This is a genomic window from Pseudomonas sp. GW821-FHT07F01, from assembly GCF_059418825.1.
This window is the reverse complement of sequence record NZ_JBWKQO010000004.1, coordinates 48,366-68,775: the sequence shown is the minus strand read 5'-3', so window position 1 is coordinate 68,775 and position 20,410 is coordinate 48,366. Positions and strand designations below refer to the sequence as shown.

14 protein-coding genes are annotated in these 20,410 nt (G+C 65.2%); 7 read left to right on the top strand and 7 right to left on the bottom strand.

Features of this window, described 5'->3' with window-relative positions:
- Positions 1–57: 57 nt before the first annotated feature.
- Positions 58–783, bottom strand: a complete 726-nt coding sequence (locus tag AC07R1_RS14570) for a tellurite resistance TerB family protein (RefSeq protein ID WP_495110643.1) — start codon at positions 781–783, stop codon at positions 58–60.
- 272 nt (positions 784–1,055) lie between these two features.
- Between AC07R1_RS14570 and AC07R1_RS14565 the strand changes: the two genes are divergently transcribed.
- The 4 genes from AC07R1_RS14565 to AC07R1_RS14550 all read left to right on the top strand — a co-directional run bounded on the left by AC07R1_RS14565 (position 1,056) and on the right by AC07R1_RS14550 (position 4,313).
- Complete coding sequence (locus tag AC07R1_RS14565) at positions 1,056–1,466, top strand: hypothetical protein (protein WP_053156518.1); 411 nt, start codon at positions 1,056–1,058, stop codon at positions 1,464–1,466.
- The gene (locus tag AC07R1_RS14560; protein ID WP_047284078.1) at positions 1,456–1,899 is read left to right on the top strand and encodes a hypothetical protein; all 444 of its coding nucleotides are present in this window, start codon (positions 1,456–1,458) and stop codon (positions 1,897–1,899) included. The genes AC07R1_RS14565 and AC07R1_RS14560 overlap by 11 nt, the downstream gene beginning before the upstream one ends.
- 50 nt (positions 1,900–1,949) lie before the next feature.
- Entirely contained in the window at positions 1,950–2,972 is a 1,023-nt protein-coding gene (locus tag AC07R1_RS14555) for a hypothetical protein (RefSeq protein ID WP_495110642.1), read from the top strand.
- A gap of 147 nt (positions 2,973–3,119) precedes the next feature.
- Positions 3,120–4,313: a DUF418 domain-containing protein gene (locus AC07R1_RS14550; RefSeq protein ID WP_495110641.1), complete on the top strand. Its 1,194-nt coding sequence runs from the start codon at positions 3,120–3,122 to the stop codon at positions 4,311–4,313.
- Here the strand turns inward: AC07R1_RS14550 and AC07R1_RS14545 are convergent.
- A complete protein-coding gene (locus tag AC07R1_RS14545; RefSeq protein WP_495110640.1) occupies positions 4,310–4,843 on the bottom strand; it encodes a GNAT family N-acetyltransferase in 534 nt (177 codons plus the stop codon). The two genes, AC07R1_RS14550 and AC07R1_RS14545, sit on opposite strands and share 4 nt — an antisense overlap.
- Before the next feature lie 200 nt (positions 4,844–5,043).
- On the opposite strand from AC07R1_RS14545, the gene AC07R1_RS14540 reads away from it, so the two are divergent.
- On the top strand, positions 5,044–6,663 hold the full coding sequence (locus AC07R1_RS14540; protein ID WP_053149216.1) for a glucan biosynthesis protein D: 1,620 nt from the start codon (positions 5,044–5,046) through the stop codon (positions 6,661–6,663).
- Positions 6,664–6,921: 258 nt separating this feature from the next.
- Here the strand turns inward: AC07R1_RS14540 and AC07R1_RS14535 are convergent, their stop codons facing one another.
- The 3 genes from AC07R1_RS14535 to AC07R1_RS14525 all read right to left on the bottom strand — a co-directional run bounded on the left by AC07R1_RS14535 (position 6,922) and on the right by AC07R1_RS14525 (position 10,748).
- Complete coding sequence (locus tag AC07R1_RS14535) at positions 6,922–8,028, bottom strand: NADH:flavin oxidoreductase/NADH oxidase (protein WP_011059469.1); 1,107 nt, start codon at positions 8,026–8,028, stop codon at positions 6,922–6,924.
- A 410-nt stretch (positions 8,029–8,438) separates the two neighbouring features.
- A complete protein-coding gene (gene recJ, locus AC07R1_RS14530) occupies positions 8,439–10,148 on the bottom strand; it encodes a single-stranded-DNA-specific exonuclease RecJ (RefSeq protein WP_401402594.1) in 1,710 nt (569 codons plus the stop codon).
- A 57-nt stretch (positions 10,149–10,205) separates the two neighbouring features.
- Positions 10,206–10,748 (bottom strand): YaeQ family protein, encoded by a 543-nt coding sequence (locus AC07R1_RS14525; protein WP_011059467.1) that lies wholly within the window; start codon positions 10,746–10,748, stop codon positions 10,206–10,208.
- 219 nt (positions 10,749–10,967) lie between these two features.
- Here AC07R1_RS14525 and AC07R1_RS14520 point away from each other — a divergent pair, with 219 nt between their 5' ends.
- Together AC07R1_RS14520 and AC07R1_RS14515 are read left to right on the top strand one after the other, a co-directional pair.
- A complete protein-coding gene (locus AC07R1_RS14520; protein ID WP_495110639.1) occupies positions 10,968–12,704 on the top strand; it encodes a hypothetical protein in 1,737 nt (578 codons plus the stop codon).
- Positions 12,705–12,773: 69 nt separating this feature from the next.
- Positions 12,774–14,492 carry a hypothetical protein gene (locus AC07R1_RS14515; protein ID WP_495110638.1) on the top strand — a complete coding sequence of 573 codons (1,719 nt, stop codon included), beginning with the start codon at positions 12,774–12,776 and terminating at the stop codon, positions 14,490–14,492.
- 29 nt (positions 14,493–14,521) lie between these two features.
- Here AC07R1_RS14515 and AC07R1_RS14510 read toward each other — a convergent pair whose 3' ends face one another.
- Both AC07R1_RS14510 and AC07R1_RS14505 read right to left on the bottom strand, forming a co-directional pair.
- The gene (locus AC07R1_RS14510) at positions 14,522–15,211 is read right to left on the bottom strand and encodes a phospholipase D-like domain-containing protein (RefSeq protein ID WP_011059464.1); all 690 of its coding nucleotides are present in this window, start codon (positions 15,209–15,211) and stop codon (positions 14,522–14,524) included.
- Positions 15,212–15,247: 36 nt separating this feature from the next.
- On the bottom strand, positions 15,248–20,395 hold the full coding sequence (locus tag AC07R1_RS14505; protein WP_019094778.1) for a DNA repair ATPase: 5,148 nt from the start codon (positions 20,393–20,395) through the stop codon (positions 15,248–15,250).
- Positions 20,396–20,410 lie beyond the last annotated feature (15 nt).

The following is a 20,410-nucleotide window of genomic DNA, read 5'->3' as shown; positions in this document are numbered from 1 at the left end:
CGGCAAATCCACCCGGCAGAACCGCCATCCGTGGCGAACGGCACTCCCAGCGCCGCTTCAGAGATTGTTCTGGCGCACCTGGTTCTCCAGTTCGGCCTTGAGCCCCGGCGCCAGTTGCAACTGGCGCGCCAGCTCGTCCAGGTAGGCTTTTTCCATGAAGTGCTCTTCATCCACCAGCATCACGCTGGCCAGGTACATTTCCGCGGCCATTTCCGGCGTGCTCGCGGCCCGGGCGACATCCGCCGGGTCCAGGGGCTTGTTCAGTTCACTGTGCAGCCACTGCTGCAATTGCGGGTCGTTGTCCAGCTTGCGGAACTCGCCCTCGATCAGCGCCCGCTCGCGCTCGTCCACATGGCCGTCGGCCTTGGCCGCCGCCACCAGCGCCTTGAGGATCGCCTGGCTGTGCAATTCCACCTGCTGCGCCGGCAGGCGGTCCAGGGTCTGGGGTTCGTTGCGCGGCGCGGCGCCCTGCTGCGCCTGCCAGTTGCCGTAGGCTTTGTAGGCCAGCACGCCGAGGGCCGCGAGACCGCCGTAGGTCAAGGCCTTGCCGCCGTACTTGCGGGCCTTCTTGTTGCCCAGCAGCAGGCCCATGGCCCCGGCTGCCAAGGCACCGCCACCGGCACCGGAAAGCAGCCCACCGAGGCCGCCGGACTGGCCACCGAGCAAGCCGCCGAGGCCGCCCTGCAAGCCCTTGCCGTGCTCCGCCGGCGCTGCGCCTGCCTTGTTCTGCAGCATTTCCTGGCCGGACCTGAGTAATTGATCGAGCAATCCACGGGTGTTCATCTGCTGCCTCCGGAAAATAGGTGTCATGTCGACACATAAGGCTGTAAGCCTAGAGAGAAGTGCCCGGGTCGATGCGGCGATAGTGCTTCTGAATGTTGCTTTGCCCGGCCTGGAACACCGGCGTCGCCCCACTGGATTGGCGCCCCGAGTTACGGCACTATCCGCCTCCTGAAAAGCACCGGCGCCACTGCCCGGGCTCACCCCATACCTTCCGGCAGCAAGGATGCTCCCATGCCCCGTGACAACCCCGCCACCGCCTGCGAGTGCCGCCCATGAGCCTGGACGCTGCCAGCCGTTATCAGGTGACGCGAATCCTCACCGGCCTGGTGCCCCATTGCCTGCCACCGCTACTGTTCTACTACGCCCATGTCTGGGGCATACCGGTGTACCGCAGCCACTTCGGCGCTCTCGCCAAGGGCTTCGGTCTGGGGATGATGGTGGAACTGCTGCTGCAACTGCTGATCGTCGTCAGCTTCCTGCAGGTCCTGGTGCCCCAGCTCAAGGTCAAGCTGGTCCTGATCGGCACCCTGGCGCTGTTCACCGCCTGGGCAATGTTTCCCGACCATCCGATACGCGGCTACGTCTACTGCTTCCTGATGACCGTGCCGCCATTGCTGGCGATCTGGCTGGCGCAGGGTCTGTGCCGGCTGTGCCTGCCCAGGGAGCAGTTGCATGCCCAGTAGAAACACCCCAATTGCGCGCTTCTGGCTGGCGCTTGTACTGCTGATCATGGGCCGCCCCTGCCTGGCCATGAGCCTGGAGCAGCAGTTCGCCGGGCTTGCCGACTGCTCCATGGAAAACGTCTATCTGGACGCCAGCGACCACCAGCCCCGGGGCGCGTACTTCAGCGAACGCCAACTGCAGCCCTGCGAGCTGGACGAAGCCGCCCGCTATTGCGTCGACGACCAGTACCACGGCCTGGCAGTCAGCGCGGTGATGATTCCCTATCGCGGGCCGTTCTCGGTCCACGCCCTGTATCTCAAGGACAGTGTCGACAGCGTGCGCCAGCACCTGGGAACCGCCTTCTTCGGTGATGGCCGGGAACGCCCGCTGCTCACCGAAGACCGCCATACTCCCGGCAGCTCGGTGCTGTATTGCGACCCGCAAAGCCAATGAGCCTGCTTGCCCACATGCCTGTTCTGTATCGCCCCCGGATGACCCTGCCGATGCCCACCCCCCGTCGCTGTTTGCACCTGATCGCCCTGAGCCTGATGCTCGGTGCCGCCGCCCAGGCCGCCGCCGCACCTGCCTGCCCGTCCAGCGACCTGAAGGTCTTTGCCCAGGCCTTTGGCAGCAGCCCGGAACTGCAGCAGGCATTCACTGCCGTGCCACTGGTCGAGCAACGGCCGATCACTGACGAGCGCGGCCGGGAAGTCACCGCGCGCTACAAGCTCACGGGCGACACCCACCACCTGCTGACCCGGCTCGCCCCCAAGGCCCAGGCCGAAGCTGGCCTGCAGACCTTCTGGGAGGGCAATACCCTGGTGGTCAACGATCCCCTGGGCGATGTGGTGCAAGCCTTCGTCTTTGAACAGGGTGCCTGCTGGCAACTGGTGCGCGTCGAGCAATGGTCCATGGACGAATTGCTCACACACAACGCCCCCGCAGGCGAAAGCGCCCTGCAGCGACAGATGCGCAAGGCTGACCTGTTCCTGGGCTACGGCGGACGCGAGCAGTACCCGCTGACCGCGTACTTCTTCGAGCTCGGGCAACGCATCCTGCTCGATGCCGCCCGCCACGGCTCACCCAAGGCCGCGGTGCAGGCGGTCAGCCTCGGCTACTCGGGCATGGCCCCGGCGCTCAAGCCGGGGGAGCCGGAAGAACTGCTGCTGCCCTACGCCAAGACCGATGCCGAGGCGGCGCTGATGCTGTCCATGTACTACTGCGACCCAGTCGGCGATGGCTCGATCACCCAATGCCAGCAGCCGCGCAAGTCCGAAGAGCTGGTGCTGCGCACCGCCAGGGAACTGGATTCAGGCAGCGCCTTCTACTACCTGGGCAGTGGCTATGCCGATGGCCAGTGGGGCGTCACCGACAGACCCAGGGCCCTGGCCTGTCACCAGGAAGCACTCAAGCGCGGTGACCTGCATAGCCTCTGGCCGCTGACCTGGTGGAGCAAAAAGAATGAGATGCCGGCCGGCGGCGCCCAGTGCCTGGAACCTTCAGCGCCCGCCCAGGCGGGAAGCTGAGCCCGCCTCTTGACGCTTTTTAACAAAATCCCCATAGCTGCGCCCCGGCCTGATCGGGTTAATTGAGCCTCTGGCTCGATCAACCCCGGAGGTCCGTTCCATGCGCTGTACCCCGCTTTCACCACCGCTGTTGCCGGTACCCCGCAGATGACGGCCTCCGGAGCGACGCAAGCAGCGCGCCTGGAGCAGGTGGACGCCCTGCGCGGTTTCGCCCTGCTGGGCATCCTGGCGGTGAATATCTGGTCCTTCGCCGATCCGTACTACGCCTCGTCGGTGAGCAACCCGGGCTACGCCAGTAGCCTTGACCACCTGGTTCGCTGGCTGGTGTCGGTGTTCTTCGAGACCAAGTTCTACCTGCTGTTCTCGTTCCTGTTCGGCTATAGCTTCACCTTGCAGATGACCTCCGCCGAACGCTCGGGGGAGCGCTTCGTGCCGCGCATGTTGCGCCGGCAACTGGCCTTGCTGGTGATCGGCCTGATCCACGGCACCCTGCTGTTCTATGGCGAAATTCTCTCGCTGTACGCCGTGCTGGGGCTGGTCCTGCTGATGCTGCGCGGCTTGTCGGTCCGCTGGGCGGCGGCCCTGGCCGCACTGTTGATCAGCGGCACGGCGGCGCTGTTCCTGCTGTTCGGCATCACCCTGCTGGAGGCCGGCCTCTACACCGGCACCGCCGATGGCGGGCCGGTACTCAAGGACCTGGCCCTGAGCGGCAGCGCCCTGCAAACCCTGGCCTACAACGCCTCGCACCTGCTGGAAACCGCCTCGGCGCTGTGGCTGCTGCAGGGCCCCTGCACCCTGGCAATGTTCCTGCTGGGCTATGTGGCGGGGCGCAACAAGCTGCTGGTGGCGCCCTACGCCTTCGAACCGCACCTGGCACGGCTGCTGAGGATCACCCTGCCGCTGGGCCTGGGTGGCGCCCTGCTCTACGGCTACTGGGCGGCCTATGCGCCCGGCGGCGGCCTGGAAGTGCTCGGCTACGGCATCAGCCAACTGACCGCACCACTGCTCTCGGCCAGCTACGCCATGCTGCTGCTCAAGGCCTTCGGCTCGGCCCCGGGCCAACGCCTGTGCCGACGGCTGGCGCCACTGGGCCGCATGTCCCTGAGCAACTACCTGCTGCAATCGCTGATTCTGGGGCTGCTGTTCACCGGCTACGGGCTGGGGCTGGTCAACCAGTTGCCGCCGCTGTGGATTGTGCTGCTGGTGGTTGCCATCTACCTGCTGCAGATGCAGCTCAGCACCCTGTGGTTGCGCAGCCACCAGTACGGCCCCTGCGAGTGGCTGCTGCGGGCCGTGACCATCGCGGCCTGGCCAAGCTGGCGCAAGCGCCTGGCGGCCTAGGCCAGGCGCAGGTACAGGTGGATGTCCTCGGGCTCGATGCGCAGCAGTTCCGGGTCGGGCGTGGCCAGCAGTTCGCAGCCCAGGCTCCTGTAGAAATCCACCGTATGCCGCGACGGCGTGGCCGACACATACAAGCCCTGCCCCCCCAGAACCAGGGCCTGCTCCCGGGCCAGCGCAAACAACTGCCGGCCCAGGCCAAGGCCACGATAGGCCTGGCTCACATGGAGAAATTTCAACTGCCGCAGATCCAGCCCGGCACAGGCGATCGGCAGGCAATCCACCACCACCGCGGCCACCAGCGCCGGGCCGTAGAACACCCCGTACAGCCAACCGCCACGCCGGTAACACTGCTGCAAGATCAGCGCATCATGCTCGGCCTCGCCCTCCGGCCAGCCCTGCACCACTTCATGCTGGGCGTAGCAGCTCAATTGCCCATTGCACAGGCGGTAGAACTCATCGATGACCTCGGCGCGGTCGATCCATTTGAGCAAAGGGATATCGTCTTCGCCGAGCAAGCGCGGGTGCAGCATGGGAGCAGTTCCTGAAGGGGATCGGGCGGTTACCAATGGACACAAGCTAATCATTTTTCTGCCCCTGGCGAACCGTTTATTCTATCCGGCGTCTGTTTATAGTCCGTTGCGTTTGGCCGATGGCATGACCGAACCACCCCTCGCGATCCCCCCACGCAGCCAGGAACGGCTTGGGATCTTTCTCTGATCAAGGTTCAACCATGCACCGCAGGAATCTCCTCAAAGCCTCCATGGCCCTGGCGGCCTATACCGGCCTCTCGGCCAGCGGCCTGCTGGCCGCCCGCGCCTGGGCCGGCGCCGCTGATGGCCTGGCCCAGGCGTTCGATTTCGAGCAGCTCAAGGCCCAGGCCAAGCAACTTGCCGCCAGCCAGTACGTGGACACCAAGCAGGTGTTGCCGCCCACCCTGGCGAAGATGACCCCGCAGAACTTCAACGCCATCCAGTACGACAGCAAGCACTCGCTGTGGAACGAGTTGAACGGGCAGTTGGACGTGCAGTTCTTCCACGTCGGCATGGGCTTCAAGCAGCCGGTGCGCATGCACAGTGTCGACCCCAAGACCCGCCAGGCGCGGGAGGTGCACTTCCGCCCGCCACTGTTCAACTACCAGAACACCAGCGTCGACACCGCCCAGCTCAAGGGCGACCTGGGCTTTGCCGGGTTCAAGCTGTTCAAGGCCCCGGAACTGGACAAGCACGACGTGGTGTCCTTCCTTGGTGCCAGCTACTTCCGCGCAGTGGACGCCACCGGCCAGTACGGCCTCTCGGCCCGTGGCCTGGCCATCGACACCTACGCCAAGCGCCGCGAGGAGTTCCCCGACTTCACCCAGTTCTGGTTCGAGACCCCGGACAAGGACAGCACCCGCTTCGTGGTCTACGCCCTGCTGGACTCGCCGAGCGCTACCGGTGCCTACCGTTTCGACATCGACTGCCAGGCCGAACGCGTGGTGATGGACGTCGACGCCCACATCAATGCCCGCACCGCCATCGAACAACTGGGCATTGCACCGATGACCAGCATGTTCAGCTGCGGCACCCATGAGCGGCGCATGTGCGACACCATCCACCCGCAGATCCACGACTCCGACCGCCTGGCCATGTGGCGCGGCAACGGCGAGTGGATCTGCCGCCCGCTGAACAACCCGGCGAACCTGCAATTCAACGCTTTCGCCGACAAGGACCCGAAAGGCTTCGGCCTGGTGCAGACCGACCACGAGTTCGCCAGCTACCAGGACACCGTGGACTGGTACAGCCGCCGCCCGAGCCTGTGGGTCGAGCCCACCACCGCCTGGGGCGAAGGCAGCATCGACCTGCTGGAAATCCCCACCACCGGCGAAACCCTGGACAACATCGTGGCCTTCTGGACCCCGAAAAAACCGGTGGCCGCCGGGGACTCGCTGAACTACGGCTACAAACTCTACTGGAGCGCCCTGCCGCCCGTGGGCACGCCCCTGGCGCGAGTACACGCCACCCGCTCCGGCATGGGTGGTTTCGTCGAAGGCTGGGCCCCGGGCGAGCATTACCCGGAAGTCTGGGCGCGGCGCTTTGCCGTGGACTTTACCGGCGGCGGCCTGGATCGCCTGCCAGCGGGCACTGGCATCGAGCCGGTGGTCACCGCGTCTAACGGCGAGGTCAAGGACTTCAACGTACTGGTGCTGGACGAGATCAAGGGCTACCGCATCACCTTCGACTGGTTCCCCACCAACGACAGCGTCGAACCGGTGGAGCTGCGGCTGTTCATCCGCACCAACGACCGTACCCTGAGCGAGACCTGGCTGTACCAGTACTTCCCGCCGGCGCCGGACAAACGCAAATACCCGTGACCCGCTGCCAGCCCCGGCCCGCCCTACGGGCCTCTTCGCCGACAAGCCGGCTCCTACAAATCGCACCCCCCCCCGTAGGAGCTGGCTTGCCAGCGAAGGCGTCGGTGCATACAGCGCCTGCCTCAAGGGCCTCTTCGCCGGCAAGCCGGCTCCTACAAATCGCACCGCCTCCGTAGGAGCTGGCTTGCCAGCGAAGGCAGCCTGAAGCCAGGCACAAAAAAACGGCCCACACGGGCCGTTTTTTACATCGGCAAAAGCCTAATCGCGCAAATCCGACTCATGAATCGGCTGGTCCCTGTGGGTCGCCCGCTGGTACTGCGCCGGCCAGATCGCCTTGCGCCCGCCCAGGTCGTCATCGGCATGCAGCGGCCAGTAAGGATCACGCAACAGCTCACGGGCGAGAAAGATGATGTCCGCCTGACAGGTGCGCAAAATATGCTCCGCCTGGGCCGGTTCGGTGATCATCCCCACGGTCCCGGTGGCAATCCCCGACTCCTTGCGCACTCGCTCGGCAAAGCGCGTCTGATAACCCGGCCCGGTGGGAATCTCGGCATTGGCCGCGGTGCCTCCGGACGACACATCGATCAAATCCACCCCCAGGTCCTTGAGGCGCCGCGCCAGCTCCACGGTCTCGTCCGGGTTCCAGCCGTCTTCCACCCAATCGGTGGCCGACACCCGCACGAACAGCGGCAGCTCCTCGGGCCACACCGCGCGTACCGCCTCGGTCACCTGCAGCACCAGGCGAATGCGGTTTTCGAACGAACCGCCGTATTGGTCCTGGCGCTGATTGCTCAGGGGCGAGAGGAACTGATGCAGCAGGTAGCCATGGGCAGCATGCACTTCCACCACCTTGAAACCGGCCTCCAGCGCGCGTTTGGCGGCCGCGACGAAGGCCTGGATGACTTCGCCGATCTGCCCTTCATCGAGCTGGGTCGGCGGTGTGTGCTGCGGGTCGAAGGCAATCCGCGAGGGCCCCACCGGCACCCAGCCGCCGTCCTCGGGCTTGACGCTGCCGGACTTGCCGAGCCAGGGCCGATGAGTACTGGCCTTGCGCCCGGCATGGGCCAGCTGGATACCCGCCACCGCGCCCTGGGCGGTGATGAAGCGGGTGATGCGCTGCAAGGGTTCGATCTGCGCGTCGTTCCACAGGCCCAGGTCCTGGGCGGTGATCCGGCCTTCGGCGGTAACCGCCGTGGCCTCGGTGAAGATCAACCCGGCGCCGCCGACGGCGCGGCTGCCCAGGTGCACCAGGTGCCAGTCGTTGGCCAACCCGTCCACCGACGAGTACTGGCACATGGGCGACACGGCGATGCGGTTGAGAAGGGTCAGTTGACGCAGGGTATAGGGTTCAAGCAGCAGACTCATGGGGCACCTCTCGGTCAATGGTCAGGCTCCAGGGTTCTGTTTGAACGGTCGACGAGTGACTGCGAAGTGAAGCGCCCGCCCCCGCGGGTAGAAGAATGACAAAAGGTCACAAGGCCAATCAGACAGTGCTTAGAGACTAGTCGACAACACTGTCGCCGGCAGGGTTCCTGATGCGTGCCCGGGCAAAAAAGGCGCTGCTCCCCTTGTAGCCGCTGCCGCAGGCTGCGATCGGCTGCGTAGCAGACGTGGGGCTTCAAAGGCCCTCAGAGGTCGGCGCAAGATTGCCGGCAAGGCCCTGCGGGCCTTTTCGCAGCCTCGCCACAGGCTTGGCAGCGGCTACAGGGGTTGCCAGCAGAGGCGGGGGAAGGTGGTGGGGACGCACAAGGCAAGGCCCGGCGCCCCTTCGCAGGTCAGCGCGGTTCGATGTGGGCGATCATCAACTGCACGGTTTCCTGGCCACGGAACTCGTTGAGGTCGAGTTTGTAGGCCAGCTCCACCCAGCGGATGGTCGGGTTGGGCCAGACTTCGCGATCGATGCCGAAGGCAATGCCGTCCAGCTTCAGCGAGCCGCATTCGCTGCGCAGCACCACTTTCAGGTGGCGTTCGCCAACGATGCGCTGCTCCACCAGTTCGAACACGCCATGGAACATCGGCTCGGGGAAATGCTGGCCCCAGGGCCCGGCATGGCGCAGGGCGCGGGCCAGTTCCAGGTGGAACTCTTCCACGGCCAGGGTGCCGTCCGACAGCAGGCGCCCGGTGAGGTCTTCTTCGCGCAGCTGGCGCCGCACTTCTTCGTCGAATGCCTCGGCAAAGGCCGGGAAGTTCTGCTCCGGCAGCGACAGGCCGGCGGCCATGGCGTGGCCGCCGAACTTGCTGATCAGTTGCGGATGGCGCGCGGCCACGGCGTCCAGGGCGTCACGGATATGGAAGCCCGGCACCGAACGCGCCGAGCCCTTGAGCATGCCCTCGCCGGCATCGGCAAAGGCGATGGTCGGCCGGTGGTAACGCTCTTTCAGGCGCGAGGCGAGAATCCCGATCACCCCCTGGTGCCAGTCGGCGTCGAACAGGCACAGGCCGAACGGCATCGACTCCACCGGCAGCTCCTTGAGCTGAGCCAACGCTTCGCGCTGCATGCCCTGCTCGATGGATTTGCGGTCCTGGTTCAGTTCGTCCAGCTGGGCGGCCATGGCCCGAGCGGCGGAAACGTCGTCGCTGAGCAGGCACTCGATACCCAGGCTCATGTCGTCCAGGCGCCCGGCGGCGTTGAGCCGCGGGCCGAGGATAAAGCCCAGGTCGGTGGAGGTGATGCGCGAATGATCACGCTTGGCCACTTCGAGAATCGCCTTGAGCCCCGGCCGCGCGCGACCGGCGCGAATCCGCTCCAGGCCCTGGTGCACCAGGATGCGGTTGTTGGCATCCAGGGGCACCACGTCCGCCACGCTGCCCAGGGCCACCAGGTCCAGCAGCTCGCCGATGTTCGGCTGCGGCCGGGTTTCATAGCGCCCCAGGCTGCGCAAACGGGCGCGCAGGGCCATCAGCACGTAGAAGATCACCCCGACCCCGGCCAGGGCCTTGCTCGGAAACTCGCAGCCCGGCTGGTTGGGGTTGACGATGGCGTCCGCCGCCGGCAGTTCATGACCGGGCAAGTGGTGGTCGGTGACCAGCACTTGCAAGCCTGCTGCCTTGGCCGCCGCCACGCCCTCGACACTGGAGATGCCGTTGTCCACGGTGATCAGCAACTGCGGTTCGCGCTGCAGGGCCACGGCGACGATTTCCGGGGTCAGGCCGTAGCCGTATTCAAAGCGGTTGGGTACCAGGTAATCGACATGGGCCGCACCCAGCAGGCGCAGGCCCAACAGGCCCACGGTGCTGGCGGTGGCGCCGTCGGCGTCGAAGTCGCCGACGATGAGGATGCGCTGGCGCTGGTCCAGGGCGGTCACCAGCAGGTCCACCGCGGCATCGATGCCCTTGAGCTGCTGATACGGGATCAGCCGCGCCAGGCTCTTGTCCAGCTCCTCCACCGACTGCACGCCACGGGCGGCGTAGAGGCGGGTCAGCAGCGGCGGCAGATCGCCGAGAAAGGGCAGGACGGCGGGCAACTCACGGGGTTCGATACGCATGGGCTAACAGCAACTTCTCTGGGGGGACGGTGGATCGTTCAGGGGCAGAGCGGGCGATCAGCCGCGCTCGCCCAGCAGCCATTCCAGCTGCACTTCGTGCTGGCCGCGATCATCGGTGACGAAGATCGTGCCTTCGCTGATCATCACGTCCCACTTGATGACGCGCGGCATGTCCTTGGCCAGGGTCTCGAGGACTTCCTGGGGCACGCCGGCGATATTGAGGTTCTTCAGGTTCTTCACCGCGTCCAGCACCCGGGTCTGCCAGACCCGCAGGCTGCCGTAGGCCAGGAGGCTGGTGCGTTCGGTGCGGCGCGAGCACCAGGTCAGGCGATCGGCGTCCGGCTGGCCAACTTCGATCCAGTGCAGCACGCGGTCATCCAGGCTCTTTTCCCACAGGGCGGGTTCATCCACGTCCGACAGACCCCGACCGAACGACAGGTGCTCGTTGTACCAGAAGGCGTAGGCCAGCAACCGTACGGTCATGCGCTCTTCGGTTTCCGAAGGGTGACGGGCGATGGTCTGCTTGACGCTTTCATAGACCCCACGATCGAGGTCGGTCAGGTTCAGTTCGAATTTGTAGGTGGTGGACGGCTGGGCCATGTGCGGGCTTCTTGAGTGTGCGAAAAGGCGGCAAGTCTAACCCGAAACCTGCCGCCCTGCCCGACCGCTGACCGGGCCAACCCTGCCCTGGATGACATCCGCTGAAACGCATTGGCTGGGTAAAGTCGGTTGCCAGCCTGTAGCCATGGCTTTATAACCCCGCGCAAACCGGCTGACGCGCACCGCGCCAGAGCCGCTGTGCAATAGAAAAGGACGTCCATGACCCTCTTTGTCACCCTGCTCGTCATCGTGCTGCTGTTCATCGCACTGATCCTGTACTTGCGCCAGAAATCCGCCGACCAGCAGCAGTACCTGGAACAGACCGGCAACCTCACCGCCCAGATCAATCAGACCCTGCTGATGAGCAAGGCCGAGCCGCAGCTGGCCCTAGAACTGGCGCTGCAACTGCCGGAGGGCGAAGCGCAGCAGTTGGCCCTGCAACTGGTGGCCAGCGAGCTCTATGTAGCTGGGCACAAGGCCCAGGCCACGGCGATCTACCAGCAACTGCCGCCTCACGCTCGGGAATACGTGCTCAATACCCTGATTGAAACGCTGCTCGACAGCCAGGATACCCAGGCCTGCCTGGAGCTCCTGGAGCACTGGGGCGAATCCCTGCCCAGCTGGCCGCTGCTGCAGGTGCCAATCCTCCATGCCCGCGGTGAACAGGCGCGCGCCCTGGCCCTGATCGGCGAACTCGGCGACCCGAAAAACCCTGCGGCCCATGAACGCGACAGCATCGGCAATCTGCTGATGCTGTCGCGTCTGCAATTTCAGGCGGGCATGCAAGACGCCGCGCTGATCAGCCTCGAACAGGCCTGGGCGAGCTTCCAGCAACCCGGGCAGGAGCGCTATCACACTGTGCTGCGCAGCCTGTTCGACGCGTTCGCCACCCAAGGGCATGCCGAGCGGATTCTGGCCCACTCGGCCGAACTGCCGGCCGAGGAACAGGTGCAGGCGCTGATCGCGCTGTTCGATGCCGGCCAGGTGGAGCCGGCCTTCAGCTTGCTGGCCGACAACGGCACCCTGTACTCCTCGACCTACAGCGACCTGATGGACTCGGCCCTGAAACGCCAGCCAACCGAAACCGCCCTGCGCCTGCTGGACCTGACCCCCGAGATGCACCAGCACAGCCTGCTGCTGCAACTGCTCAACCATCTGGCGGCCCAGGGCCAGACCGCCGAAGCCGAGGCCCTGCTGCAGGCGCGAGCCAGCCACGAGTCGCAGCGTCCGGGGCTGATGCTCAACCTCTGCGATGAGTTGCACCAGGCGCAGCCGCAATGGACCACAGCCCTGCTGGCCCAGGCCCTGCAACTGATCGACGGCTACAGGAATGAACATGAGTTCTACAACAGCTTGCGCATGCAGGCCCTGCAAACCCAGCTACTGATGCAAAGCCACCTGCCAGCTCATCGCCGGGACAGCTGGCTGGTGCGCAGCAGCATCGAGGAAATGCACCGCCTGCGCCAGCAGATGCCCGGTGACGAGCAATTGCTGCACCTGTGCGACCAGGCCAAGCTGCTGCACGCCCTGGACCAGACCGCCCAGGCCAGGTCCCTGCTGGAGCAGGCGGTGCAGCTACTGGATGGCGAGCCGCTGCCGGATGTGGATGAGATGGACGCCCGCTTCTACCTGGAGGACATCGCCAGCGCCTACCTGAACATCGACGATGTACAACAGGCCCAGGCCCTGCAGGACCGGCTCAACGCCGAGGATTCGGGCAGTCGCATCCTGGAAGAGGAACTGCTGCTCAACCATATCCAGCATCAGCGTTACGCCCAGGCCATCGAGGGCCTGAACCTGGGCATCCTGCTCAGTGACAAGAAGCCCCTGTCGCTGCTGTACCAGGCCCTGGAAGACCTGCAGCAGCGTGCCCCCGAACGTGCCGGCGAGCTGAAACAGCAGCTGATGGCGCGCATTGCCAACGGCCAGATCTGGCTCAGTTCCCAGACCAACTGACGCCCCCCGGTTGCGCGCCCTTGGCGGGGCGCGTCACCGGCCAACAGCCGCACCCGAGGAAGATTCATCATGGAAGTACTTGTCATCCTGCTGCTGATTACCGGCGTGATAACGCTACTGGTGGTCTATGCCAACAAGCGCAGCGCCGGCAATGACCTGGGCATCACCCTGGACGAGGCTGCGCAGATCAATCGCGCGGCGCACCTGAGCGCCATCGAACCGCAAGTGGGCCTGCAACTGGCCCAACGCCTGACGGGCAAAGCCCGGCAACTGGGGCTGTTCCAGATGCCCGCAGCGCTGTACCGGCAGGGGCACCCGGAACAGGCCCTGGAAGTACTGGCCGAGCTGGATGAAACCTACCAGCCCATGGCACTGAACCAGTTGCTCGAAACCCTGCTCGACAACGACGGCCCGCAGGCTGTGCTGGGCTTGCTGGAGCGCCTGCATCAACCCCTGCCGTCAGCGCCCTTGCTGCGCATCCCGCTGCTGCTGGCCAAGGGTGAACACGAGCAGGCCCGCGCCTTGCTGGTGACCTTCGGCGTCAACCAGCTGAGCCCGGACTCCCCCGGCGAGCACCGGCAGTTGGCTGCCCTGCAACGTAGCTTGGGCCTGGCCGACGAGGCTGCCATCAGCATCGGCCTGGCCTGGCAACTACTGCTCAAACAGCCGGTCAACGAACTGGACCCACACGAGATAGAGCAGACCCTGCGCGAGTACCGTGCCCAGGGGCAGGATGCACAGTTCCCGGCCATGGCCGCGCAATTGCCCGGATCGGCTCGGATCATCGTCGTGACCCTGCTCATGGAAACCGGGGAATTCGAGGCCGGGTTCGAACTGCTGGCGCAGGCCCCCGAGCCCGAGGACTACTTCGGCTACCCGCCGCTGCTCAAGCTGATACTGGACGCCAACCGCCCGGATCTGGCTCCACGGCTGATCGCCCAGATGCCGGAAAGTTACGCCAGCGATCTACTGCTGAGCCTGTTGAACTGGCATGTCGGGCGCAACGAAATGGCCAAGGCCGAGGCGGCCTTGCAGGCCTGCGCCGTTTCGCCCTCGCAGCGTATCTGGTGCCTGGTCTGCCTGTGGGGCAGCTACGTCGAGGAACACTCGCAATGGTGCGCCCATCTGCTGGAGCAAGCCTTGCTGGCACTGGAGACCTTGCGTGGCGATGAGCAATGGCCGTGGTTGCGCCTGCTGATCCTGGAAACCCAACTGCGGGTGCAGGCCGACCTGCCGCGCCTGCGCCGCGACAGCTGGCTGATCCGCAACAATCTGGAGGAAATGGCGCGCCTCAACACCCAGCTCGAATACGCCGATCGACCGATGAAACTGGCCTTGCAGGCCAAGCTGCTGCATGACCTGGAGCAGACCCGGCAAGCCGGTGAACTGCTGGACCAGGCCGTGCAAGCCCTCGACGACAGTCAGAATGCGCCTCTGGATCCAGCGGAAAAGAACTTCTTCCTGGAACAGCTGGCGCTGAGCTACGTCTACATCGACGACCAGGCAAAGGCTGTCGAACTGAAAGCTCGCCTGGAGCAACAGACGGCCTACACCCACCAGTTGAGCCAGGCCATGGTGCTCAAGCACATCCACGAGCAACGCTTCGACGAGGCGATTGCCGGGCTGGAACCGAGCAACCTGTTTATCGGCGAAAACCCGGTGCAACAGTTGCACCTGGCCCTGGAAACCCTGCGCCAGAGCGCCCCGGAAAAAGCCCAAGGGCTGTGCCAGAAGTTGATCGACCACCTGGCCGCCGAGAGCGCCTGGGGCCAGCCGAACGCCGCCTGAGGCCGCGTCAAGGCCCGCCGCTGCACGCCTTAACGCGGCGCGTAGCGGCTCCAGAGTTCGTTGAACTCCTTGAGGTAACTGGCCACCAGTTGCGGATGGTCGATCACCAGCAGGTTTTCCTCATTGCCGGTGGTGGCGCTGCGGGTCCAGTTGAAGCTGCCGTTGAGCAGGGTCCGGCCATCGAACACGGCGAACTTGTGGTGCATGTGGAACGGCGTGTCGTCGATCCGCACCGGCACCCCGGCCTCGCGCAGCGCGGCGATATCGCTGCCGACATCGAACTGCTTTTCACTGTCGCTGATCACCCGTACGGCCACGCCGCGCTGGTGGCAGGCGCGGATTTCGTCGCTCAGTTGATCGTCGGAAATGGTGAACACGCAGATATCCACCGAGATCCGGGCCTGGCGGCACAGGTCGCGGATCTTGCGCCGGCAGTCTTCGCCGGGGCTGAAGTGGGCGCTGGCCATGTCCCGGACCGGGGCGCTGTTGGCGTCCAGGGTCTTGATCACTTGTTCCAGCCACTTCAACGCCGGCAGCACATTGACGCTGTCCGCCAGCGCCAGCTCGCGCACCAGGTCAAAGGCACGGTTACGCATGTAGCGCACCTGGTCCTGGCCCAGTTCGCTGCCCAGCTGGCGCAGCTCGTCCCGCTCTTCGTTGCTCAGTTTCAGGTCCAGCACGCTGTCGCGCAGTTGCTGGTCCAGGTGGGCAAAATCCATGTCGTGATCCTTGGCTGTTCGCCGGAAAGCCGGCTCCTACGGTTGGGAGTCCTTGAGGGTCGGAACCTCGCCGTTACTGAGCATCTGGCTCAGTTCGTCGAGGCGCGTGGCAATGTCGCCAATGCGCTGGTGGCTGTGCAGGTCGACATCGATCTTCTTGTGCATGACCTTGAGCAGCGGCAGGAAACTCTGCTCCAGGTGCTCGGAGAGGTTCTCCAGCACTTCACGCATGCCTTGCTGCGGCGCGGGCCGGGCCAGGCCGCGCACACCTTCCACCAGATCGTTGAGCTGCGCCACGACGCGGGTACCGACATCGCTGTCGCTGCCGCCCATGGAACGGTTGCGCACGAAGTCGCGCTTGATCTGGGTCCAGCGCTCGCTCTGCTCCGGGGTCTGGTTGCCCCGCAGTTCGGCGAGCTTGAGCAGGTTCTCTTCGGCGCCGGTGGTCAGCAGCTGGGATTCGCCCTGGTAGTGGTCGGCCAAGAGTTGCAGGAGCTCGGCATCGTTCATCACCGCCGAGATCTTCTCGGCCATCTTGTTCATGTTGCGGTAGCTGCCCTGCAACTTGAACGGCGGCTCGCTGCGGTACTGGTCGGCCTGGGCGGCGCTGGCGATGTACTGCTGGTTGACCCGCAGCACCACGTCGCGCACCTGCATCAGGCGTTGCAGGGTGGTGGTGATCTCGTTGATCTCGGCACCGCTGTAGCTGTGGCTCAGCTCGTTGCTGGAGAAGGCCTTGCCCTCGGCCTTGGCGACGAAGCGGTAGACGTCCGCCATGTCGCGGGTGGCCAGTGGCGCCAGCACCGGGTTGGAGGTCAGGCCGTTCTCGATGTAGCTCAGGGCGAAGGCGTCCTGCATGCCCCCCAGGGTGTCGCCGAGGTTATAGATGTCGGCCCGGTTGGCCAGCATGTCGGGGATCTTGAACACTTCGCCGGACTCGGTGTACGGGTTGCCCGACATCACCACGCAGAACTTCTTGCCGCGCATGTCGTAGGTCTTGGTGCGGCCTTTCCACACGCCTTCGATGCGCCGGGTGCCGTCGCACAGCGAGATGAACTTCTGCAGGAATTCCGGGTGGGTGTGCTGGATGTCGTCGACATAGAGCATCACGTTGTTGCCCATCTCCAGGGCCAGGTTGAGCTTCTCCAGTTCCTGGCGCGAAGTGGCGTCCGGCGCCTGGGCCGGGTCCAGGGAACGGACCTGGTGCCCCAGGGCCGGGCCGTTGATCTTCATGAAGATCAGGCCCAGGCGGTGGGCCACGTACTCCATCAGGGTGGTCTTGCCGTAGCCCGGTGGCGAAATCAGCATCAACAGGCCCATCAGGTCGGTGCGCTTGTTCTCGCCCACGGTGCCCATCTGCTTGGCCAGGTTGTCGCCGATAAAGCCCAGGTACACATCGTTGATCAGCTTGTTGCGCACGAACGAGCTCAGCGGCCGCGGCTTGAATTCGCTCAGGCGCAGGGCCGAGCGTTCGCGGCTGATGATGCCCTGGCGCAGGCTCTGGTAACGCTGCAGGCCAGGCAGGAATTGTTCGCGGTGAGCCCGCAGGCGAGCGAAGAAGCCGTCCACGGTGAGGGACAGGCTGCGCTCCTGGATGCGCGGGTGTTCGCCCATCAGGTTGTCGACCTTGAACCGCAGATCGACTTCGGTGATGCGCTTGGCAAAGTCTTCCCGCAGCAGCGACAGGGCCACCGCCTCGGGCACGTAGTCGGCCCACTCGGCGAACTCGCCCTCGGCGCACAGGGCCGAGAGCCAGTTCTCGGTCAGCGCCCACTGCGCAGCGGGCCGCTCCACCAGCCGCGCCAGGGCCTGCTGGTAGTCGTCCCACATCCGCGCGCCTTGCAGGCGCAGGGTCAGGGCTTCCTGCAGTTGCTTGGCGTATTTGCTGAAGGTGAATTCGATGCGTTCTGCGGCCAGTTCCTGAACCAGGTACTCGGCAGCCTCGGGCAACAGCTCGGCGGCCAGGGTGAAGGCGTGCTGCTGATGCCAGTCACCCAGCGCCACGAGGATTTCCTCCTGCAATTGCAGCAAGCCTTCACGACGCCCGAACAGTTGCTGGATATGCCGGCTGGTACGGGCACGTTCCACCCATTGCCGAGGTTGCGGCTGTTCCTGCTGGCGATCCCAGTAGAGGCAGGCAAAGGCACGGGCCGCCGCGCCGAAACGCAGCAGGCCGGCGCTGTCGCGCAGGGGCAGCAGCTGCAGGAGGATCGCTGCGGCGTCGTGGTCGTGGATGCCCTTCTCGTAGCCTTCCTTGTAGCGCGGCGCGGCAAAGTCGCGGATCACCCGCGCCAGTTCTTCAGGGTGCGCCAGCAAGGGTTTCAGGCTTTCCAGGCTCAGGCCTTCCTGGCCGCGGTCGGCAGCGTCCAGCACCTGCCCGGCCAGGTATTCGGCGCGGTACAACTGGGCCGATTCCGACTCCAGGGCTACCTGCCAGAAGTCCCGCAGGGCCTCCAGCTCGGGGTCGCGCAGGGGTTCGAGGAAATCCGTGCCGGTGAGGTGCAGGTGCAGCTCATCGCCCCGGGGCATCAGGGTCAGGTCCAGCTCCTGGGTGTTGACGCTGAAGCGGTGGCGCGGCCCCAGCTTGATGACGTTGCCGCCCTCTTCGAACAGCTCGGTCTTGTCGCGCAGGGCACGCACGGCCTGGTCCCGGGCGCCCTTGAGGCGCGACTCGACATCGTCGGCCTTGACGCTGTCCTTGAGCTCGCGCAGGCGCTCGGCCAGCTCCCGCAGCTTGAGGATCAGCGGGTCGGCGGCGAAGAACGCATTGAGCTCTTCGGCCTGGGTGAACTTGGCGGTGCGCCGACCGAGGCTGTCGAGAATCCGCCGCGCGGCATCCAGCAGGCCCTGGGCCTTGCGCTGGCGCTCGTCGAGCAGCGATTGCTTGTGGGCCTCGAAGGTTTCCAGCAACTCCTCGCGCTTGCCGAGGATGTCGCCGAGGAACTGTTCGTGATCGCCAAAGCGACTCTCCAGCTCCTCAAGCTGCACCAGCAAGCGCGACAGTTGCTCATCGCAACGCTCGGGGTCCTGGGCCTGGGCCAGGGCGTTGGTGATGCCCTGGCTGAAGAGTTTGAACTGGGCGCCGAACTGGGCCACGGTCTCGGTCGAACCCAGGGCCTTGCGCCGTTGTTCGGCGCGGGCCTTGGCCTGGTTCAGGCGGGCGTAGATCTGCGAGATGGATTCGATGATGCGGGTGCGCTGGGTGGCGTCGTCGATCTGCAACGAAGCCATCAGGCTCGACAGCATGTCCAGGTCCCCGGCCATGGCTTGCAGGGCGCCCAGGGGCTCGCTGAGCTGGGCCACGGTTTCGGCTTTCTGCGCCTGGGCGTCCAGGGTTTCGAGCTGGGTGACGAAGGGTTGCAGGGCCTGCTCGCTGGCAAGGAAGGTCGCGGTGCCGGCGGCAGTGCGTTCCTGGGCCTTGAGCAGCTCGGCTTCCATGGCGTCGATGCGCGCCACGTCGATGTAGCGGTAGTCGCGAATGGTCAGCAGCAGGCCGCGCTGGGTGGTGATGCCGTTCAGCGCATCGACGAAGCTCTGGACCTGGTCCCAGCTGTCCACCAGCAGGCTGTCCAGCAGGGCTTTCTGCTTGGCCTCCGCGGCCACCATGGCCTGGTCCGACTGGCGGCGGATGCTTTCGACCTTCTCGTATTCGTCCAGCACCAACTCCGACGTGGACGCCACTTCCCGCAGCAGCGGGGCCAGGCCGTCCAGCTCGTCGCTGCCCAGCCAGTGGTACACATCGAACAGCCGACGGGTGTTCTGGCACAGCAGCGAGTAGCGCTGCACCGACACCGCCGGGGTGTCGATCTCGCGGCACAGGTCGTAGAGGTCGGAAACGCTGCGCACCAGTTCGGCGTTGCCGATGCGCCCGAGGAAACCGCTGCGGGTCGGCTGCCGCGCGGCGTACTCCTCGGTGAAGAACGGTGTCTGCCAGACCTGCATCGGGTGGACCCGGGTCGGCTCGTCGCCCTCGGCGGCGAAGATCACCATGCGCCCGTCTTCCAGCCGCGCGTAGCCGTGGCCGAACAGCGGGTTCTGCAACTGGCGGTTGATCATGTTGTAGGTCAGCAGCACCGAGCGGCCCTGCTCCGGGTGGTAGAAGATGTACTGCACATCTTCACCGTTGGGCGAGCGCACCGAGCGCTTGTAGCGCATGCCCTCCATGGACTGCTCGAAAGTCTTGTACTCGCCGCTTTGCAGGTAGTAGCCGCCGGGGAAGATGATCCCGTGGTCCTCCGGCAACTGCACGCAGGCCAGGCCGATGGCGTCGATGCGCTCCACCTGGCGAGTCAGGCTGTTGAACACCAGATAGCGCCACTGCTCTTCACGGTACGGCAAGACCTTGAGCAGGATCAGGCTGCCCAGGCGGGCGAATTCGATCTGCGAGTCGTCCAGGGACTGGGTCTTGTCCAGCACCTCTTCGCGGTAGATGCCCAGGCCCGATTCGGTGTTGTTCTCGACCTTGATCGTCAGGTCGCCGCCGATGGTCTCGACGAACACCGTGTCGAGGATGTTCAGGTGCGGAAAGCGGCCTTCGACCACCATCTCGCGGGTGGCTTTCTTCCATTCGAAATCGAAGGGCGCCGGCAGGGCGATATCCCGCTCGCCACGGTTGTCGATGTAACGGACGTCCCGTCCGTCCACCGAGATCGACCAGCGGAACACCCGCACATCGGTGACGCGCTCGCCGATCTGGAAACTTGCCAGCAGCTTGCCGTCACGGATCGCCAGCTGCAGCAGGCGGGTGTTCTTGTAATAGGTATAGAGCTCGTTGAAATCGTTGAGGAAGCCCTGGGCCGCCAAAAAGCTGCCTTCCAGGGGCACGGGCTCGGCCTCGTAGCCTTCGCCCTCTTCCACCAGCCGGTAGAGGGAAAACACGTCAGCGACGCTGGTTTCCTTCTTCAGGCCGATAAACACGTTGTAGCCGAACAGCAGGCAGTCGCCGACCTGGACGATGTCCCGGGCGATGCAGTTGTTCTCGGTACGGATGCGCACCCGCCCGACCACTTCCATGCGGCTGTTGCCGAACTCGTCGAGACGCCGCTGGTTGAGGTCGTCAGTGGTGGCCCGCAGGCGCTGGCCCTGGTCCAGCAGGCGCTTGTGCAGCACCTCATAGGCGCCGCCTTCGGCGACGGCCTTATCCAATACGTCCTGTGGGGGAGTTGCGACTTGAGCGTCCGACATCGTGGCCTTCCTGGA

Bases quoted from the DNA above. Each gene is read 5' to 3' on its own strand.
- AC07R1_RS14570 (WP_495110643.1), bottom strand. From the start codon at position 783: ATGAACACCCGTGGATTGCTCGATCAATTACTCAGGTCCGGCCAGGAA.
- AC07R1_RS14565 (WP_053156518.1), top strand. From the start codon at position 1,056: ATGAGCCTGGACGCTGCCAGCCGTTATCAGGTGACGCGAATCCTCACC.
- AC07R1_RS14560 (WP_047284078.1), top strand. From the start codon at position 1,456: ATGCCCAGTAGAAACACCCCAATTGCGCGCTTCTGGCTGGCGCTTGTA.
- AC07R1_RS14555 (WP_495110642.1), top strand. From the start codon at position 1,950: ATGCCCACCCCCCGTCGCTGTTTGCACCTGATCGCCCTGAGCCTGATG.
- AC07R1_RS14550 (WP_495110641.1), top strand. From the start codon at position 3,120: ATGACGGCCTCCGGAGCGACGCAAGCAGCGCGCCTGGAGCAGGTGGAC.
- AC07R1_RS14545 (WP_495110640.1), bottom strand. From the start codon at position 4,843: ATGCTGCACCCGCGCTTGCTCGGCGAAGACGATATCCCTTTGCTCAAA.
- AC07R1_RS14540 (WP_053149216.1), top strand. From the start codon at position 5,044: ATGCACCGCAGGAATCTCCTCAAAGCCTCCATGGCCCTGGCGGCCTAT.
- AC07R1_RS14535 (WP_011059469.1), bottom strand. From the start codon at position 8,028: ATGAGTCTGCTGCTTGAACCCTATACCCTGCGTCAACTGACCCTTCTC.
- recJ (WP_401402594.1), bottom strand. From the start codon at position 10,148: ATGCGTATCGAACCCCGTGAGTTGCCCGCCGTCCTGCCCTTTCTCGGC.
- AC07R1_RS14525 (WP_011059467.1), bottom strand. From the start codon at position 10,748: ATGGCCCAGCCGTCCACCACCTACAAATTCGAACTGAACCTGACCGAC.
- AC07R1_RS14520 (WP_495110639.1), top strand. From the start codon at position 10,968: ATGACCCTCTTTGTCACCCTGCTCGTCATCGTGCTGCTGTTCATCGCA.
- AC07R1_RS14515 (WP_495110638.1), top strand. From the start codon at position 12,774: ATGGAAGTACTTGTCATCCTGCTGCTGATTACCGGCGTGATAACGCTA.
- AC07R1_RS14510 (WP_011059464.1), bottom strand. From the start codon at position 15,211: ATGGATTTTGCCCACCTGGACCAGCAACTGCGCGACAGCGTGCTGGAC.
- AC07R1_RS14505 (WP_019094778.1), bottom strand. From the start codon at position 20,395: ATGTCGGACGCTCAAGTCGCAACTCCCCCACAGGACGTATTGGATAAG.